Source organism: Microbacterium sp. gxy059, assembly GCF_050958665.1.
Lineage (GTDB): Bacteria > Actinomycetota > Actinomycetes > Actinomycetales > Microbacteriaceae > Microbacterium.
In genome coordinates this window covers 86691-102114 of sequence record NZ_JAMXWT010000003.1, presented here as the reverse complement: position 1 = coordinate 102114, position 15424 = coordinate 86691, and the positions used below count along the sequence as shown (strand labels likewise).

Annotated in this window: 17 protein-coding genes and 1 tRNA gene; 13 read left to right on the top strand and 5 right to left on the bottom strand. The window is 70.5% G+C overall.

Annotated elements, in window-relative coordinates; all coding sequences use genetic code 11:
* Positions 1-45 precede the first annotated feature (45 nt).
* From NHL53_RS03435 to NHL53_RS03415, 5 genes are all read left to right on the top strand, one after another.
* Positions 46-426, top strand: coding sequence for a cold-shock protein (locus NHL53_RS03435; protein ID WP_433775182.1), 381 nt, complete (start codon positions 46-48; stop codon positions 424-426).
* Positions 410-928 (top strand): DUF3027 domain-containing protein, encoded by a 519-nt coding sequence (locus NHL53_RS03430; RefSeq protein ID WP_433775180.1) that lies wholly within the window; start codon positions 410-412, stop codon positions 926-928. Before NHL53_RS03435 ends, NHL53_RS03430 begins: the two co-directional genes overlap by 17 nt.
* A gap of 19 nt (positions 929-947) precedes the next feature.
* A complete protein-coding gene (gene serC / locus NHL53_RS03425; protein ID WP_433775178.1) occupies positions 948-2060 on the top strand; it encodes a phosphoserine transaminase in 1113 nt (370 codons plus the stop codon).
* Positions 2061-2125: 65 nt separating this feature from the next.
* Entirely contained in the window at positions 2126-2842 is a 717-nt protein-coding gene (locus tag NHL53_RS03420; protein WP_433775176.1) for a metal-dependent transcriptional regulator, read from the top strand.
* A 199-nt stretch (positions 2843-3041) separates the two neighbouring features.
* Entirely contained in the window at positions 3042-3971 is a 930-nt protein-coding gene (locus NHL53_RS03415) for a peptidoglycan DD-metalloendopeptidase family protein (protein WP_433775174.1), read from the top strand.
* A 2-nt stretch (positions 3972-3973) separates the two neighbouring features.
* Here the strand turns inward: NHL53_RS03415 and NHL53_RS03410 are convergent, their stop codons facing one another.
* Positions 3974-4189 (bottom strand): hypothetical protein, encoded by a 216-nt coding sequence (locus NHL53_RS03410; RefSeq protein WP_433775172.1) that lies wholly within the window; start codon positions 4187-4189, stop codon positions 3974-3976.
* Positions 4190-4338: 149 nt separating this feature from the next.
* Between NHL53_RS03410 and NHL53_RS03405 the strand changes: the two genes are divergently transcribed.
* The 3 genes from NHL53_RS03405 to NHL53_RS03395 all read left to right on the top strand — a co-directional run bounded on the left by NHL53_RS03405 (position 4339) and on the right by NHL53_RS03395 (position 5359).
* Complete coding sequence (locus NHL53_RS03405; RefSeq protein ID WP_433775170.1) at positions 4339-4836, top strand: HNH endonuclease; 498 nt, start codon at positions 4339-4341, stop codon at positions 4834-4836.
* A 53-nt stretch (positions 4837-4889) separates the two neighbouring features.
* Positions 4890-5231: a histone-like nucleoid-structuring protein Lsr2 gene (locus NHL53_RS03400; protein WP_433775168.1), complete on the top strand. Its 342-nt coding sequence runs from the start codon at positions 4890-4892 to the stop codon at positions 5229-5231.
* Between the two features lie 55 nt (positions 5232-5286).
* A tRNA-Arg gene (locus NHL53_RS03395) sits at positions 5287-5359 on the top strand.
* A gap of 78 nt (positions 5360-5437) precedes the next feature.
* On the opposite strand, the gene NHL53_RS03390 is transcribed toward NHL53_RS03395, so the two are convergent.
* From NHL53_RS03390 to NHL53_RS03380, 3 genes are all read right to left on the bottom strand, one after another.
* Positions 5438-5593, bottom strand: a complete 156-nt coding sequence (locus NHL53_RS03390; RefSeq protein WP_433775166.1) for a hypothetical protein — start codon at positions 5591-5593, stop codon at positions 5438-5440.
* On the bottom strand, positions 5590-5988 hold the full coding sequence (locus NHL53_RS03385; protein WP_433775164.1) for a hypothetical protein: 399 nt from the start codon (positions 5986-5988) through the stop codon (positions 5590-5592). Before NHL53_RS03385 ends, NHL53_RS03390 begins: the two co-directional genes overlap by 4 nt.
* Positions 5989-6212: 224 nt before the next feature.
* Positions 6213-7082, bottom strand: coding sequence for a LuxR C-terminal-related transcriptional regulator (locus NHL53_RS03380; protein WP_433775162.1), 870 nt, complete (start codon positions 7080-7082; stop codon positions 6213-6215).
* A 165-nt stretch (positions 7083-7247) separates the two neighbouring features.
* On the opposite strand from NHL53_RS03380, the gene NHL53_RS03375 reads away from it, so the two are divergent.
* From NHL53_RS03375 to NHL53_RS03355, 5 genes are all read left to right on the top strand, one after another.
* Positions 7248-7592, top strand: coding sequence for a DUF485 domain-containing protein (locus NHL53_RS03375; protein ID WP_433775160.1), 345 nt, complete (start codon positions 7248-7250; stop codon positions 7590-7592).
* Complete coding sequence (locus tag NHL53_RS03370) at positions 7589-9214, top strand: solute symporter family protein (RefSeq protein ID WP_433775158.1); 1626 nt, start codon at positions 7589-7591, stop codon at positions 9212-9214. Before NHL53_RS03375 ends, NHL53_RS03370 begins: the two co-directional genes overlap by 4 nt.
* A 168-nt stretch (positions 9215-9382) precedes the next feature.
* Positions 9383-11467: a choline BCCT transporter BetT gene (gene betT, locus NHL53_RS03365; RefSeq protein WP_433775156.1), complete on the top strand. Its 2085-nt coding sequence runs from the start codon at positions 9383-9385 to the stop codon at positions 11465-11467.
* Between the two features lie 49 nt (positions 11468-11516).
* Positions 11517-13001 carry an aldehyde dehydrogenase family protein gene (locus tag NHL53_RS03360; RefSeq protein WP_433775154.1) on the top strand — a complete coding sequence of 495 codons (1485 nt, stop codon included), beginning with the start codon at positions 11517-11519 and terminating at the stop codon, positions 12999-13001.
* A gap of 14 nt (positions 13002-13015) precedes the next feature.
* Positions 13016-14578, top strand: a complete 1563-nt coding sequence (locus tag NHL53_RS03355) for a GMC family oxidoreductase (RefSeq protein WP_433775152.1) — start codon at positions 13016-13018, stop codon at positions 14576-14578.
* 108 nt (positions 14579-14686) lie between these two features.
* Here the strand turns inward: NHL53_RS03355 and NHL53_RS03350 are convergent, their stop codons facing one another.
* A complete protein-coding gene (locus NHL53_RS03350) occupies positions 14687-15316 on the bottom strand; it encodes a DNA-3-methyladenine glycosylase I (RefSeq protein ID WP_433775150.1) in 630 nt (209 codons plus the stop codon).
* Between the last annotated feature and the right edge of the window lie 108 nt (positions 15317-15424).

The window sequence follows — 15424 nt, the reverse complement described above, 5'->3', positions numbered from 1 at the left end:
TCCGGTCCCTCTTCGTTCGTGTTCAGCAGCTTCAGCGAGGTGCGCATGCCCACCGGCAGGGTCAGGTTCTACGACGAGGAGAAGGGCTTCGGCTTCATCGCCTCGGACGACGGGCAGGACGTCTTCCTCCACTCCAGCGCCGTCCCGGAGGACGCGCGCGTCCGTAAGGGGACCCGCGTCGAGTTCGGGGTGGCCGACGGCCGCCGCGGGCCGTCGGCGCTGTCCGTACGGGTGCTCGACGCGCCGCCCGTCGCGGCGAGGGCCGCGCGCAAGAAGCCAGACGACATGGCGGTCATCGTCGAGGATCTCGTGAAGCTCCTCGACGACATGGGCGCCGAGCTGCGACGCGGACGCTATCCGTCGAACCCGCACGCCCGGAAGGTCGCGGCGGTGCTGAGGAAGGTCGCCGATGACATCGACGCCTGAGCCGGATCCCCGGCTCATCGGAGCGCACGACCTCGCGGTCGCCGCGCTGAAGGAGATCGCCCCGGAATCGGCGATCGGAGAGCCCGCGGGCTTCGCGGTCGCCGACGACGGCGTCGTGTCGCTGCGGTTCGCGAGCGCGATGCGCGGCTACCCGGGCTGGTTCTGGACCGTGTCGCTGGCCGTCGTCGACGACGCCGAGCCGACCGTCCTCGAAGCCGAGCTGCTGCCCGGCGACGACGCGCTCCTCGCGCCGGAGTGGATCCCCTGGTCGCAGCGCCTCGAGGAGTACAAGGCCGCACAGGCCGCCGCGGATGCGGAGGACGAGGACGCGCAGGAGGAAGACGAGGACGAGGACGCGCAGGAGGAAGACGAGGACGAGGACGACGAGCTCGACGAGGACGGGTCGGAGTACCTCCACTCGGGCGACGTCGACGGGGTCGACATCGACGAGGACGACGACGATGCGTCGGACGATGACGACGCCGACGAGGACGACGACTGAGAGTCCCTAGAATCGGCGTATGACGCTGCAGATCCCCGCCGAGTTCCTGCCCGCCGACGGCCGCTTCGGATGCGGCCCCTCGAAGGTCCGTCCCGAGCAGGTGAGCGCGCTCGCCGAGGCGGGGGCGTCGCTGCTCGGCACGTCGCACCGTCAGGCCCCCGTGAAGAACCTGGTGGGCAGCGTGCGCGAGCGCATCGCGCAGCTGTTCCGGCTGCCGGAGGGATACGAGGTCCTGCTCGGCAACGGAGGGTCCACCGCCTTCTGGGACGCCGCGGCGTTCGGCCTCATCTCGCGACGCGCGCAGAACCTCTCGTTCGGGGAGTTCGGCGGCAAGTTCGCGGCCGCGGCGGGCGCGCCCTGGCTCGAGGCGCCGGATGTGCGGAAGGCGGAGGCCGGCGCGTCGACGCGCGCCGAGGCCGTCGCGGGCGTCGACGTGTACGCGTGGCCGCATAACGAGACCTCGACCGGAGTGGCGGTGCCCGTCGAGCGCATGCGCGCCGACGAGGGCGCCCTCACGGTCATCGACGCGACGAGCGCGGCCGGCGGCATCGACCTCGACATCAGCGAGGCCGACGTGTACTACTTCGCCCCCCAGAAGAACCTCGGATCGGACGGCGGGCTCTGGGCCGCCGTCGTCTCGCCCGCCGCGATCGAGCGCATCGAGCGCATCGCCGCGAGCGACCGGTACATCCCCGCCTCGCTCGACCTGAAGACGGCGCTCGACAACTCCCGCAAGAACCAGACGTACAACACCCCGGCGCTCGCGACGCTGCACCTGCTCGACAGCCAGCTGGGGTGGATCCTCCACAACGGCGGCCTCTCGTGGGCGGGCCAGCGCACGCGCGAGTCGTCCCAGGCGCTGTACGACTGGGCGGAGGCGTCGTCGTTCGCGACGCCGTTCGTGGCGGCTCCCGCCGATCGCTCGCCCGTCGTCGTGACCGTCGACTTCGACGACTCCGTCGATGCGGCCGCGGTCGCGAAGACGCTGCGCGAGAACGGCATCGTCGACACCGAGCCCTACCGCAAGCTCGGCCGCAACCAGCTGCGCGTCGCGACCTTCGTCTCGATCGACCCCGACGACGTGCGCCGGCTCACCCGCGCGATCGACCACGTCGTCGGCGCGCTGTCCTGACCCCCTCCGCCGCGGGCGGCGGGTTAGGATTGCCTTCCTGAGTTTCTCGCGACGAAAGAGCAGCGATGGCCGACCTGATCGACACCACCGAGATGTACCTCCGCACGGTCCTCGAGCTCGAGGAGGAGGGCATCGTCCCCCTGCGTGCCCGCATCTCCGAGCGGCTCGGCCACTCGGGGCCGACCGTGTCGCAGACGGTGGGGCGCATGGAGCGCGACGGGCTCATCTTCGTCGGCGAGGATCGGCGCCTCGTGCTCACGGAGCCGGGCCGCCGCAAGGCGATCGAGGTGATGCGCAAGCACCGGCTCGCCGAGCGCCTCCTGAGCGACGTCATCGGCCTCGACTGGGCGTACGTGCACGAGGAGGCCTGCCGCTGGGAGCACGTGATGAGCGAGCTCGTCGAGAGGCGCCTCGTCGAGCTGCTCGGCCACCCGGACGAGTCGCCCTACGGCAACCCCATCCCCGGCCTCGGCGCGATCGGCGCCGCGGAGGGCCCCGCGACGGAGTTCACGGAGGGCGTGGTCGGCGTCGTGAAGCGGCTCGAGCAGGAGGGCGGACCGATCCAGGGCACGGTGCGGCGTCTCGCCGAGCCGATCCAGGTCGATCCCGAGCTGCTGCAGCATCTCCGGGAGGCCGGCGTCGTCCCGGGCGGACGCGGCTCCTTCCGGTTCAGCGAGGGATACGTCCTCATGCAGATGGACGGCGTCGAGGAGGGGCTGGAGCTGCCCGTCGAGCTGGCGTCGCATGTCTTCCTGGTCGCCGAGGAGACGGTCCCGGCCTGAGCGCCGCCCGAGGATGCGGACCCTGACGTGACTTTTTCGTTATCTTCCGTTACCGTACTGAGATAGCCCGAGTCACAGACCCGAGCTTCTCTTCGGGAGATCGCCTCATCGGTTCGCCGCTCCCGCGGAGTCACACTGTGCCCCCAACCCAGTGCCGGCGAACCGGGTGACGAACCAGGGGCGACGGAGGAATCAGATCTTGGCAGAGAACGACAAGGCGCGCGCCGCGCTCAGCACGACGGACGCTCCGGCGACCGATGTGCGACCCCTCACCAGCCGCAAGATGCTCGCGGAAGCCCGCAAGGAGATCCGCCAGGCCGATCGCACGGCGAAGAGGGCAGCGGAATCCGCTCGCCGTCGTCGTCTCCAGCCGGTGCGCGCCGCGGGAACGCTCGCGGCCGTGTGCGCCCTGATCGCCGGCGTCGCGATCCCCGCCTACGCGGCGACGCAGTCCGACGACGCCGACACGGTGGGCGTCCACGAGCAGGCCGCAGGCGAAGCGCAGTCGTTCGAGGCGAGCGCCTCGCTCTCGGCGCAGAAGCTCGGCGGCGCCAGCTACGCGGCGACGAGCCCCGAGGAGATCGCGCAGAAGAAGGCCGAGGAAGAGGCCCTCAAGCGCGCCGAGGAGCAGCGCAAGGCCGCGGCCGAGGCGCAGAAGCTCGCGCAGGCGCAGCAGACCTCGAGCGGCGCTCCCCAGGTGGCCAGCACGCCGCAGGACGGCGGCACGCCCTCCAGCGCGACGCCCATCGACGGGGCCTACAACCCGCTTCCCCCGGGCAGCTACAACGTCACCCGCTCGGTGTACTCCGGCGGCGGCCACGACGGCACCGACATGGCGGCCCCCGAGGGCACCCCGATCTACGCCGTCAAGGGCGGCACGGTCATGGTCTCGAGCGACGGCCACTTCGGCTGGGGCGTCACGGTGTCGATCGACCACGGCGACGGCACGCAGACCCTCTACGGGCACATGGTCTACGGCAGCCGCCTCGTGCAGGCCGGCGAGACCGTCGAGGCGGGTCAGCAGATCGGCCAGGTGGGCAACACGGGCCGCAGCTTCGGCAGCCACCTGCACATCGAGCTGCGCATCAACGGCGCGATCGTGGATCCGCTCAACTACCTCCCGATCTGATCTCAGGTCTTCCATCGCCCGCATCCTCGAACGAGGATGCGGGCGATGTCGTCTTCCGGGAACGGAGAATTCATCCGCAGGATGCGGGAGAGCGTCTTTCTTCGGCTATTCTGTTCGCGTCGCGCACCGAGGCGCGCCGTGAGAAGGCGAGGGAAGGCATGGACGGCGAAAGGGACATCCGAACCGCGGATGCGCTCTGGCGTCATGTCCTGGGCCATCTCCACTCCGTCTCCCCGGTCTCGAGCCGGGGTGATGATGAGGCGCTGTCCGTCGGACGGCGCCTTTCTGCTTTCTCGCACGCGAGATCGCGCGGCGATCATCTGATGGGCCCGGAAGCCATCCGGGAGATGCAGAAAGGACGCGCACGATGCGCACTCTCGTTCTGAATGCGGGGTATGAGCCCCTCGCGGTTGTCTCTTTCAAACGCGCGCTGATGCTCGTGATGAGCAGGAAGGCGAGCGTCGTCGAATGCGTCGACGGCGATCCCGTCCGCAGCGCGACGAAGGAGCACGATCGCCCCGCGGTCATCCTCCTCACGCGCTACGTGCGCGTTCCCCGGGGGCGCGCGGTTCCCGTGTCGCGCAGGGGCGTCCTGCGCCGAGACGGGCACCGGTGTGCGTACTGCGGGCGTCCAGCGACGACGATCGATCATGTCCTTCCCCGCTCGCGCGGCGGAAAGGACAGCTGGGAGAATCTCGTCGCGGCATGCGTGAAATGCAATAACGTGAAGAGCGACCGAACTCCCCAGGAGATGGGATGGGAACTGCGGTTCCCGCCCGCTCCGCCGCGGGGAACCGCATGGTCGGTGCGAGGAGCGGATCGCACGGATCCCTCGTGGACGCCTTATCTCGAAATGGCCGCCTGAATTCTCTCTGCGGATAACGGGGATATTCTGCATTCGGTGCGTATGATGGCGATATGGCCAGGAAGATTGTGCATCAGCTCGTCGACGATATCGATGGCACCGTTCTCGAGCCGGGAGAGGGCGAGACCGTTCTGTTCTCCCTCGACGGGAAGGGCTATGAGATCGATCTGACGGAGGAGAATGCGCGCCGGCTGCGCGAGACCTTCGAGAAGTACGTGTCGGTCGCTCGCCGCGTCGGGTCGCAGACCGCGTCGTCGCGTCCGCGTCGTCGCGCGTCGGGCGGAGGCCGCGACCTGCAGGCGGTTCGCGCCTGGGCGCGCGAGAACGGCTACACGGTGAGCGACCGCGGTCGCGTGCCCGAGGCCGTGCTCACGGCGTACGACGCCGCGAACTGACCGCTTTTCCGCCGCGGCGCTCTCCTCGATAGACTGGGAGGGCGCCGTGGCGCATGCCCCCGTAGCTCAGTGGATAGAGCGTCGGTTTCCTAAACCGTGCGTCGCAGGTTCGAGTCCTGTCGGGGGCACTTCCGGGCCCGGAGAGAGCCGCGTGAATCGCGCGGCGATCGCCGGGCCTTCTGCGTAGGCAGGCCCCTGCCGGGGCCTCAGAACAGCCAGCCGCCGCTGATGCAGCTCGAGAGGGCGACGACGAACGCCGCGAAGAGGCCGACGGAGATCCAGATGCCCATCGGCGAGCCGGGGGCCTCCTCGTCCTGCATCTCGTCGGGAGTCTCCTCCGGCTTCTGCGGCTCGGCGCTCATACCGTCACCAGGCGCGTGACGTCGAGCGCGATCGCCACGGCGAGCGTGACGAAGACGACGGCCATGAACGCGGTGTACATCCAGCGGTAACGGTGGTTGGAGATCCAGAAGCGGCGCAGGCTGATCACGCCGTTGACGAGCGCGAAGAGGCACAGAGCGAGGCTGAGCGGCACCGCGACGACCTCGGCGAACGCCACGATCGGCACGAGGATCGGGATCGCGAGATACGTGATGAGGCAGCGGATGGCCGTGACGATGAGGGAGGTGCGGAAGGCGCGCTCCGCTCCGCGTGCGGCCTTCACGTCGGTCTCGCGCACGCCCAGCAGGCGGCGCATGAAGCGATCGGGCGCGGGACGTCGCACCGCTGACGCGGGCTGCTCGGTGGTCGTCGTCATCTGCTCCTCGCCTCTCGACGCGTACTCCTCGATGCTATCGCCGCTCCGCGGAGAGGGGCTGGGATCCCCGCTCTCCGCGGCGCCGCCCGGCGCGCGAGCGGCGCAGGAATCCGCGAGCGGCGCAGATATCCGGGCGGATCTCTGCGCCACTCGCGAGAATCTGCGCCACTCGCGAGCAGGCGAGGCTGGTGGGGCTGGCGGAGCTGGCGGGGCTGCCGGAGCCGTCAGGGGAGCAGGCCCGCCCGGCGCGCGGCGGACACCGCGGCGTGACGCGTCGAGGCGTCGAGCTTCGACATCGCCGACCCGAGGTAGGCCTTCACCGTGCCCTCGCGCAGGCCGAGCTGGTCGGCGATCTGCGCGTTCGTCGACCCGAGCGCGGCGCACGCCAGCACGTCGGTCTCCCGCGGCGACAGGTGCACGTCGGTCGCGGGAGCCGCGGCGAGCGGCGGCGCGGATCCCGTGAGCGCGGCGATGCGCCGCTCCACGCCGTGCAGGCGCTCGCGCAGATCGGGGTCGGCGACGTCCGCCGCGATGCGCCGCAGCTCGGCGTAGCTCTCGCGCAGCTCCTCGCGCTGCGCGGGCGCCAGCTCCGGGGCGCGTCGCGCCGCGTCACCCAGCTCGTCGGCGACGCGCGTCACCTCGTCGCCGCGACGCAGCCGGCGCGCGAGGCGCTCGGCCACCTCGACGGCCGGAGCCGCGGCGACCCCGCCCACGTTCCAGGATCCCCACGCCCCGCCGTACAGGAGGCCCCGCGGGCGCCCGCCCACCACGATCGGCACGGCGATCAGCGTGCCGATCCCCTCCCCGAGGACGAAGCGGTCGTAGTCGTGCGTGATCTGCTTGGCGGTGCGGTAGTCGCCCGTCATGCGCGGGCGCAGCTCGGCCAGCGCCCTCCCGCCGAGCCCCCGCCCCGACTCGACCGCGAGGCCGTCCAGCGAGCGGGTGCGGTTGCCGACCACGGCCTCCATGCTCGCGACCCCGTCGTCCTCGATCAGGCCGCCGAACGCGACGGGGAAGCGCGTGAGCCGAGCGAACTCCTCGACGGCGCGGGCGAGCGAACGATGATCCTGTGCGATGCGCTCCGTGATGGGCATCGGCGTCTACCTACTTTCGGGGGTGACGGTCGGGTCAGCGTCTTCGTAGCGTCGAACCTAGCACCGGCGTCGACGATGACGCCCGTCCTGTTCGAACGGCGCATCGGCGCGCCGCGCGGCCCCCGCGCGTCCGCGCTCTGCGCCCGTCTGCGGCAAGGAGGCCTCATGACGAATGACAGCACCGCACCCGGCGGCGCGATCGACTACATCGCCGTCGAGAACTCGGAGAGGTTCCGCGGTCTCAAGAGATCGCATCGCTCCTTCGTGTTCCCGATGGCCGCGTTCTTCCTGATCTGGTACTTCGTGTACGTGCTCCTCGCCGGCTGGGCGCCCGACGTCATGGCGCAGAAGGTCTGGGGCGACATCACGGTCGGCCTGCTGCTCGGGCTCGGCCAGTTCGTGACGACCTTCGCGATCACGATGTCGTACGTCGCCTTCGCGAACCGCCGCCTGGATCCCGTCGCCGGCGAGATCCGCCACGACCTCGAGAAGCAGGAGGCGTCCGCATGAGCGAGTGGCTCACATCCGCGTTCGCTGCGGCATCCGCCGCCGTGGACGAGATCGAGAACAACCCCGTCCTCAACATGTCGATCTTCGCGGCGTTCGTGGGCGTGACGATGTTCATCGTCATCCGCGCGAGCCGCAACAACGCGACCGCCGCGGACTACTACGCGGGCGGCCGATCCTTCTCCGGCCCGCAGAACGGATTCGCGATCGCGGGCGACTACCTCTCCGCCGCCTCCTTCCTCGGCATCGTCGGCGCCGTCGCCGTCAACGGATACGACGGCTTCCTCTACTCCATCGGCTTCCTCGTGGCGTGGCTCGTGGCCCTGCTGCTCGTCGCGGAGCTCATGCGCAACACGGGCAAGTTCACGATGGCCGACGTGCTGTCGTTCCGCCTGAAGCAGCGGCCCGTGCGCATGGCGGCGGCGCTCACGACCCTCGCGGTGTGCTTCTTCTACCTGCTGGCGCAGATGGCCGGCGCCGGCGGCCTCGTGTCGCTGCTGATGGGCATCGACAGCGCCATCGGGCAGTCGGCCGTCATCGCCGTCGTCGGCGTCATCATGGTGCTCTACGTGCTCATCGGCGGGATGAAGGGCACGACCTGGGTGCAGATCGTCAAGGCGTTCCTGCTCATCGGCGGCGGCGTCGTCATGACCATCTGGGTGCTCGCCCTCAACGGGTTCAACCTCTCGACGCTGCTCGAGACGGCCGTCGCGGCGTCGGACCAGGGCGAGGCGATCCTCGCACCCGGTCTCCAGTACGCGAACCCCCTCGACTTCCTGTCCCTCGGTCTCGCGCTCGTGCTCGGCACGGCGGGCCTCCCGCACGTGCTCATGCGCTTCTACACGGTGCCGACGGCCAAGGAGGCCCGGCGGTCGGTCGTCTGGGCCATCTGGCTGATCGGGCTGTTCTACCTGCTCACCCTCGTGCTCGGCTACGGCGCCGGCGCCCTTGTCGGACCCGAGCAGGTGCTCGCGGCGCCCGGCGGCGTGAACTCGGCGGCTCCGCTGCTCGCCAACGCCCTGGGCGGTCCCGTGCTCATGGGGTTCATCTCCGCCGTCGCCTTCGCGACGATCCTCGCGGTGGTCGCGGGCCTCACGATCACGGCGTCCGCCTCGTTCGCCCACGACATCTACGCGAGCGTCATCAAGAAGGGCAAGGTGTCCGGCAACGGCGAGGTGCGCGTCGCGCGCATCACCACGCTCGCGATCGGCGCGCTCGCCATCATCGGCGGCATCGGCGTGCAGGGCCAGAACGTCGCGTTCCTCGTGGCGCTCGCCTTCGCCGTCGCGGCCTCGGCGAACCTGCCGACGATCCTGTACTCGCTCTTCTGGCGGGGGTTCACGACGACGGGAGCCGTCTGCAGCATGTACGGCGGCCTGGGCGCGGCGGTGCTGCTCATCGTGCTCTCGCCGGTGTTCTCGGGCGCGGAGACGAGCGTGTTCCCCCACCTCGACATCGCGATCTTCCCGCTGTCGAACCCGGGCATCATCTCGATCCCGCTCGGCTTCCTCCTCGGGTGGCTCGGCTCCCTTCTGGGGCCAAAGGACGAGGATCCCCGGCTCGCGGCGGAGATGGAGGTGCGCTCGCTCACCGGGCACGGCGCCGAGAAGGCGGTCGAGCACTGACCGCCTGAGGCGCTCGCGCGGGCCGGCACGGGATACCACCCGGGCCGGCCCGCGCCCTGACGGATCCATCAGGAATCGGACGCATCGCTTGTTATGGTCAGCTGTCGACAATCCGAGACGCAGATCATCGCATCGCAGACGCACGAGAACGAGAAGAAGACCACGAGAATGTCCTCCACACAACAGAACACGAACGCCCCCACCGCGCCCCGCACCCGCTGGCCGGTGCTCATCGGATCCGGCACGGCGATCCTCGCCGTCGCGCTCTGGGCGATCGTCGCCCCGGACAGCGCCGGCGGCGTCATCAGCGCCACGGTCGAATGGATCTCGGCCAACACCGCCTGGTACTTCATCCTCACGGCGGCCGTCGTGGTCGTGTTCGTGCTCTTCGTCGCCCTGTCCCGCGCGGGCCGCACGAAGCTCGGCCCCGACCACGCGAAGCCGCAGTTCAGCATGTTCACCTGGGCGGCGATGCTCTTCGCCGCCGGCATCGGCATCGACCTCATGTTCTTCGCCGTGTCCGAGCCGGTGGCGCAGTACGTCGCGCCGCCCGACGGCGGCGGCGAGACGATCGCGGCCGCCCGCCAGGCGATCGTGTGGACGTTCTTCCACTACGGCCCCGTCGGCTGGGCCATGTACGCGCTCATGGGCGGCTCCTTCGCGTTCTTCGCCTACCGCCGCAACCTGCCGCTCACGATCCGCTCGCTCTTCACCCCGCTGTTCGGCAAGCGCCTGAACGGCTGGGCTGGGCACTCGATCGACATCGTCGCCGTGCTCGGCACGGTGTTCGGCATCTCGGTCACCCTCGGCATCGGCGTCGTGCAGCTCAGCTACGGCCTGCACGTGCTGTTCGGCATCGACGACGGCATCGGCGTGCAGATCGCGCTCATCGTGCTCGCCGTCGCGCTCGCGACGTTCTCCACCGTCTCGGGCGTCGAGAAGGGGATCCGCCGCCTCTCGGAGCTCAACGTGATCCTCGCGATCGCGCTGCTCGCCTGGATCCTCATCACCGGCGAGACGCGACGCCTGCTCGACGGCCTCGTCATGAACGTCGGCGACTTCGTCACCGGGTTCTCCGGCATGCTCATGAACACGTTCGCGTGGGAGCAGCCCGACGCGTGGATGCAGGCGTGGACCATCTTCTTCTGGGCCTGGTGGGCCGCGTGGGCGCCGTTCGTGGGACTCTTCCTCGCGCGGATCTCCCGCGGACGGACTCTGCGCCAGTTCATCGCGGGCGTGCTCGCGATCCCGTTCGCGTTCATCGCGATCTTCATCTCGATCTTCGGCAACGCGACCCTGGAGATCGTGCTCGGCGGCGACGCGGCCTTCGCGGAGTCGGCGATCAGCACGCCCGAGCGCGCGTTCTTCGACCTGCTCGCGCAGTACCCGGCCGCCCCCGCCGTCATCGCCGTCGCCCTGCTGACGGGCTTCCTCTTCTACGTCACCTCCGCCGACTCGGGCGCGCTCGTGCTCGCCACGCTCTCGTCGGAGATCGAGGACTCGAAGCAGGAGGGCGGCAAGTGGCTGCGCATCTTCTGGGCCGTCGCGACCGGCGTGCTCACCCTCGGCATGCTGCTCGTCGGCGGCGTGCCCACGCTGCAGCAGGCCTCCGTCATCATCGGCCTGCCCGTCTCGCTGCTGCTCTACCTCGTGATGATCTCGCTCTTCCGCGCGCTCCGCACCGAGCAGCAGCACCTCGACGGATACGCGGCGACCGCGCCCAGCCGCTTCGGCACCCAGGAGACGAGCTGGCGTCAGCGTCTGAAGCGCACCCTGAGCTTCCCGCAGAGGACGCAGACCACCCGCTACCTCGATCAGACCGTCGAGCCCGCGCTCGCCGCGGTCGCGGAGGAGCTCCGCGGAACCGACACCGCGGTCGAGGCGGACGTCGAGCGCTGCGCGGCGGAGGGATCCGACGTCGACTCGCTCCTGCTGACGGTGCGCTTCGGCGAGCAGCAGCAGGACTTCACCTACCAGGTGTATCCCGTCGCGAAGGACCTGCCCGCCTTCGCCTACCGGAGCGTGAAGGACTCCGAGCGGTACTACACGCTCGAGGTCTTCACGGCGACCGGATCCCACGGGTACGACGTGTTCGGCTACAGCGGCGAGCAGCTCATCGCCGACGTGCTGGGGCACTACGAGTCGCACCTCGAGTACCTGCGTCTGTCCGAGGGGGCGCGCGACGCCGCGCTCACCGAGGAGATGCCCGTCGTCACCGACTGGCAGGATGACTTCGGCGCCTCCGCGCGCTGATCCGACCCACACCACCGATGCGGGCACGGCCCGCGGTCACGGAGGAATCATGGTTTCCACTCTTTTCATCGACGGAGAATGGACGTCGGCGATCGGCGGGGGCACGCGCGAGATCCGCTGCCCCGCGAACGGCGAGTTCGTCGCGACGGTCGACGAGGCCGACGAGCGCGACACGGTCGCCGCCATCGAGGCGGCGCGTCGCGCCTTCGACTCGGGCGCGTGGTCGGGCGTCCCCGCCCCCGAGCGCGGAGACTTCCTGCTGCGCGTGGCCGCCCGGCTGCGCGAGCGCCAGGAGGAGTTCGCGCGCGCGGAGTCGCTCGACACGGGCAAGCGCATTGTCGAGTCGCGCATCGACATGGACGACATCGCCGCCTGCTTCGACTACTTCGGCAAGCTCGCCGGCCAGGACGCGGGCCGGGTCGTCGAGGCGGGCGACGCGAGCGTGCTCAGCCGCATCGAGCACGACCCGGTGGGCGTGTGCGCGCTCATCACGCCGTGGAACTACCCCCTGCTGCAGGCCGCGTGGAAGATCGCCCCGGCGCTCGCCGCGGGCAACGCGTTCGTGCTGAAGCCCGCCGAGCTCACGCCCCACACCGCGATCCTCATGATGCAGGTGCTCGACGAGCTGGGCCTGCCGAAGGGCGTGGCGAACCTCGTGCTCGGAGCGGGATCCGCGTGCGGCGGCCCCCTCTCGACGCACCCCGACGTCGACATGGTCTCGTTCACGGGCGGGCTCGTGACGGGGCGGCTGCTCGCGGCGAACGCGGCGGCGACGGTGAAGAAGATCGCGCTGGAGCTGGGCGGCAAGAACCCCAACGTGATCTTCGCCGACGCCGACTTCGACGCTGCCGTCGACAACGCCCTCAACGCGGCGTTCGTGCACTCCGGCCAGGTGTGCTCGGCCGGCGCGCGCCTCGTGGTCGAGGAGTCGATCGCGGAGCGCTTCGTCGACGAGCTCGTGCGGCGCGCGGAGGCGATCCGCCTCGGCGGCCCGTTCGACGAGTCCGCCGAGACCGGGCCGCTCATCTCCGCGGCGCACCGCGACAAGGTCGACGCCTACGTGAAGGCCGGCATCGCCGAGGGCGCGCGCCTGCGCTGCGGCGGACGCTTCGGCGAGGGCGACCTCGAGGACGGCTTCTACTACCTGCCGACCGTGCTCGACGGGGTGCGCCGGGGCATGTCGGTCGTGCGCGACGAGGCCTTCGGGCCCGTGGTCACGGTCGAGACCTTCCGCACGGAGGAGGAGGCGGTCGCCACGGCGAACGACACCATCTACGGCCTCGCGGGCGCCGTGTGGACCCAGGACGCGGGCCGCGCGCAGCGCGTCGCCCGGGCGCTGCGGCACGGCACCGTGTGGATCAACGACTTCCACCCGTACCTGCCCCAGGCGGAGTGGGGCGGCTTCAAGCAGTCCGGCTTCGGGCGCGAGCTCGGGCCGACCGGCCTCGCCGAGTACCAGGAGGCGAAGCACATCTATCAGAACCTCGAGCCGGCCGTGACGGGCTGGTTCGCCGATGACCGCGCGGACGCGTGAGAAGCGAGGGGATTATGAAGACCACACATTCGTTCGACTACGTCGTCGTCGGCGGCGGATCCGCGGGTGCGGCCGTCGCCGCCCGGCTGAGCGAGGATCCGTCGGTGTCCGTCGGGCTCCTCGAGGCCGGGCCGAGCGACACCGACCAGGACGTCGTGCTGCAGCTGGACCGGTGGATGGAGCTGCTCGAGTCGGGCTTCGACTGGGACTACCCGATCGAGCCGCAGGAGAACGGCAACTCGTTCATGCGCCATGCCCGCGCCAAGGTGCTGGGCGGCTGCTCGTCTCACAACTCGTGCATCGCCTTCTGGGCCCCGCGCGAGGACCTCGACGAGTGGGCGGAGACCTACGGCGCCGCCGGCTGGGAGGCGGAGAGGACCTTCCCGCTCTACACGAAGCTCGAGAGCAACGAGGACGACGGCCCCCTGCACGGCCACGACGGCCCCGTGAGCCTCATGAACGTGCCGCCGGCGGATCCCGCGGGCGTCGCGCTGCTCGACGCGTGCGAGCAGGCGGGGATCCCCCGCGCGCGCTTCAACACGGGCGAGACGGTCGTCAACGGCGCGAACTTCTTCCAGGTCAACCGCAAGGAGGACGGCACGCGGTCCTCGTCGTCGGTGTCGTACCTGCACCCGATCCTCGAGCGCGAGAACCTCACGGTCCTCACCGGCACGTGGGCGACGAAGATCGAGCTCGACGACGAGGATCGCGCCGTCGCGGTGCACGTGGTCGACAACGCGTTCGGCCGCCAGACCCGCATCGAGGCGACCCGCGAGATCGTCGTCTCCTCGGGCGCCATCAACACCCCGCAGCTGCTTATGCTCTCGGGCATCGGGCCGCGGGAGCACCTCGAGGAGGTCGGCATCGAGGTGCGCGTGGACGCGCCGGGCGTCGGCGAGAACCTGCAGGACCACCCCGAGGGCGTCGTGCAGTGGGAGGCGAAGAAGTCGATGGTGCGCGAGTCGACGCAGTGGTGGGAGATCGGCATCTTCGCGCCCACCGAGGAGGGCCTCGACCGGCCGGACCTCATGATGCACTACGGATCGGTGCCGTTCGACATGCACACCTACCGGGCGGGCTACCCGACGGCCGACGAGATGATCTGCCTCACGCCGAACGTCACCCACGCGAAGTCGAAGGGCACGGTGCGCCTCCGCTCGATCGACTACCGCGACAAGCCGAAGGTCGATCCGCGCTACTTCACCGACCCCGAGGGGCACGATATGCGCGTCATGGTGGCTGGCGTCCGGAAGGCGCGCGAGATCATGTCGCAGCCCGCGATGAGCGAGTGGGCGGGCCGCGAGCTCGCGCCGGGCGCCGACGCGCAGACCGACGAGGAGCTGGCGGAGTACATCCGCCGCACCCACAACACCGTGTACCACCCCGTGGGCACGGTGCGCATGGGCGCGGCCGACGATGCGGGATCGCCTGTCGACCCGGAGCTGCGCGTGAAGGGCGTGAAGGGCCTGCGCGTGGCGGACGCCTCGGTCATGCCCGAGATCGTCACGGTCAACCCGAACATCACGGTGATGATGATCGGCGAGAAGTGCGCGGAGATGATCCGCGAGAGCGCCTGACGCACCCTGTCCCGGCGCCGGTCGGACGATGCGATCCGCATCGCCCGACCGGCGCCGTCGTGCTCCGCCGCGCGAAGAGGGATTGGGGGAGCTCCGCGCGACGGAGGATCAGGAGGGCCACACTCCGCTGGACCCGCGGCGGTGGCTGCCGACCAGGTGGGTGTCGACGATGCCGATGGCCTCCATGAGCGCGAACATCGTGGTCGGTCCGACCCAGCGGAAGCCGCGCGCCTTCAGCTCCGTCGAGAGCGCGATCGACTCGGGGCTCGTCGACGGCACGTCGGCGATGCGCGCGGGGCGGGGCGTCTCGGCGGGCGAGAAGCGCCAGACGAGCTCCGCGAGATCGTCGCCCTCCTCGCGCAGCGCGGTCGTCGCCCGGGCGTTGCCGATCGTCGCGAGGATCTTCGCCCGGTTGCGCACGATCCCCGCGTCGGCCATCAGCCTCTCGACGTCGTGGTCGTCGTAGGCCGCGACCCGGTCGGGGTCGAAGCCGTCGAACGCGGCGCGGAACGCGGGGCGCTTGCGGAGGATCGTCGCCCAGGACAGGCCCGACTGGAACGCCTCGAGGCTGAGCCGCTCGAACACCCCGCGCTCGTCGCGCACGGGCATGCCCCACTCGACGTCGTAGTAGTCGCGCAGCAGGTCGCTCTGGGCCGCCCACGCGGGGCGGGCGCGGCCGTCGGGGCCGGTGACGAGCCCGCTGTCGTCGGCGGGCGGGGGAGGGGTCGCGTCGCTCATGACTCCATCCTGCGCGCTGGCGCGGCGCGCGGCGGTCGCCGAGGCCGGATATGGGGACCGACCGGGGAGAACAGCGGGTGTGGAGACGGGGTGAGCGCGGCCGCATCG

What these genes read in the sequence shown, in the direction of transcription:
- NHL53_RS03430 (WP_433775180.1), top strand. Translation starts at nt 410, where the DNA reads ATGACATCGACGCCTGAGCCGGATCCCCGGCTCATCGGAGCGCACGAC.
- NHL53_RS03375 (WP_433775160.1), top strand. Translation starts at nt 7,248, where the DNA reads ATGACGAATGACAGCACCGCACCCGGCGGCGCGATCGACTACATCGCC.
- NHL53_RS03410 (WP_433775172.1), bottom strand. Translation starts at nt 4,189, where the DNA reads ATGGCCCAGGACATGACGCCAGAGCGCATCCGCGGTTCGGATGTCCCT.
- NHL53_RS03380 (WP_433775162.1), bottom strand. Translation starts at nt 7,082, where the DNA reads ATGCCCATCACGGAGCGCATCGCACAGGATCATCGTTCGCTCGCCCGC.
- betT (WP_433775156.1), top strand. Translation starts at nt 9,383, where the DNA reads ATGTCCTCCACACAACAGAACACGAACGCCCCCACCGCGCCCCGCACC.
- NHL53_RS03370 (WP_433775158.1), top strand. Translation starts at nt 7,589, where the DNA reads ATGAGCGAGTGGCTCACATCCGCGTTCGCTGCGGCATCCGCCGCCGTG.
- NHL53_RS03360 (WP_433775154.1), top strand. Translation starts at nt 11,517, where the DNA reads ATGGTTTCCACTCTTTTCATCGACGGAGAATGGACGTCGGCGATCGGC.
- serC (WP_433775178.1), top strand. Translation starts at nt 948, where the DNA reads ATGACGCTGCAGATCCCCGCCGAGTTCCTGCCCGCCGACGGCCGCTTC.
- NHL53_RS03405 (WP_433775170.1), top strand. Translation starts at nt 4,339, where the DNA reads ATGCGCACTCTCGTTCTGAATGCGGGGTATGAGCCCCTCGCGGTTGTC.
- NHL53_RS03350 (WP_433775150.1), bottom strand. Translation starts at nt 15,316, where the DNA reads ATGAGCGACGCGACCCCTCCCCCGCCCGCCGACGACAGCGGGCTCGTC.
- NHL53_RS03385 (WP_433775164.1), bottom strand. Translation starts at nt 5,988, where the DNA reads ATGACGACGACCACCGAGCAGCCCGCGTCAGCGGTGCGACGTCCCGCG.
- NHL53_RS03400 (WP_433775168.1), top strand. Translation starts at nt 4,890, where the DNA reads ATGGCCAGGAAGATTGTGCATCAGCTCGTCGACGATATCGATGGCACC.
- NHL53_RS03435 (WP_433775182.1), top strand. Translation starts at nt 46, where the DNA reads ATGCCCACCGGCAGGGTCAGGTTCTACGACGAGGAGAAGGGCTTCGGC.
- NHL53_RS03420 (WP_433775176.1), top strand. Translation starts at nt 2,126, where the DNA reads ATGGCCGACCTGATCGACACCACCGAGATGTACCTCCGCACGGTCCTC.
- NHL53_RS03355 (WP_433775152.1), top strand. Translation starts at nt 13,016, where the DNA reads ATGAAGACCACACATTCGTTCGACTACGTCGTCGTCGGCGGCGGATCC.
- NHL53_RS03390 (WP_433775166.1), bottom strand. Translation starts at nt 5,593, where the DNA reads ATGAGCGCCGAGCCGCAGAAGCCGGAGGAGACTCCCGACGAGATGCAG.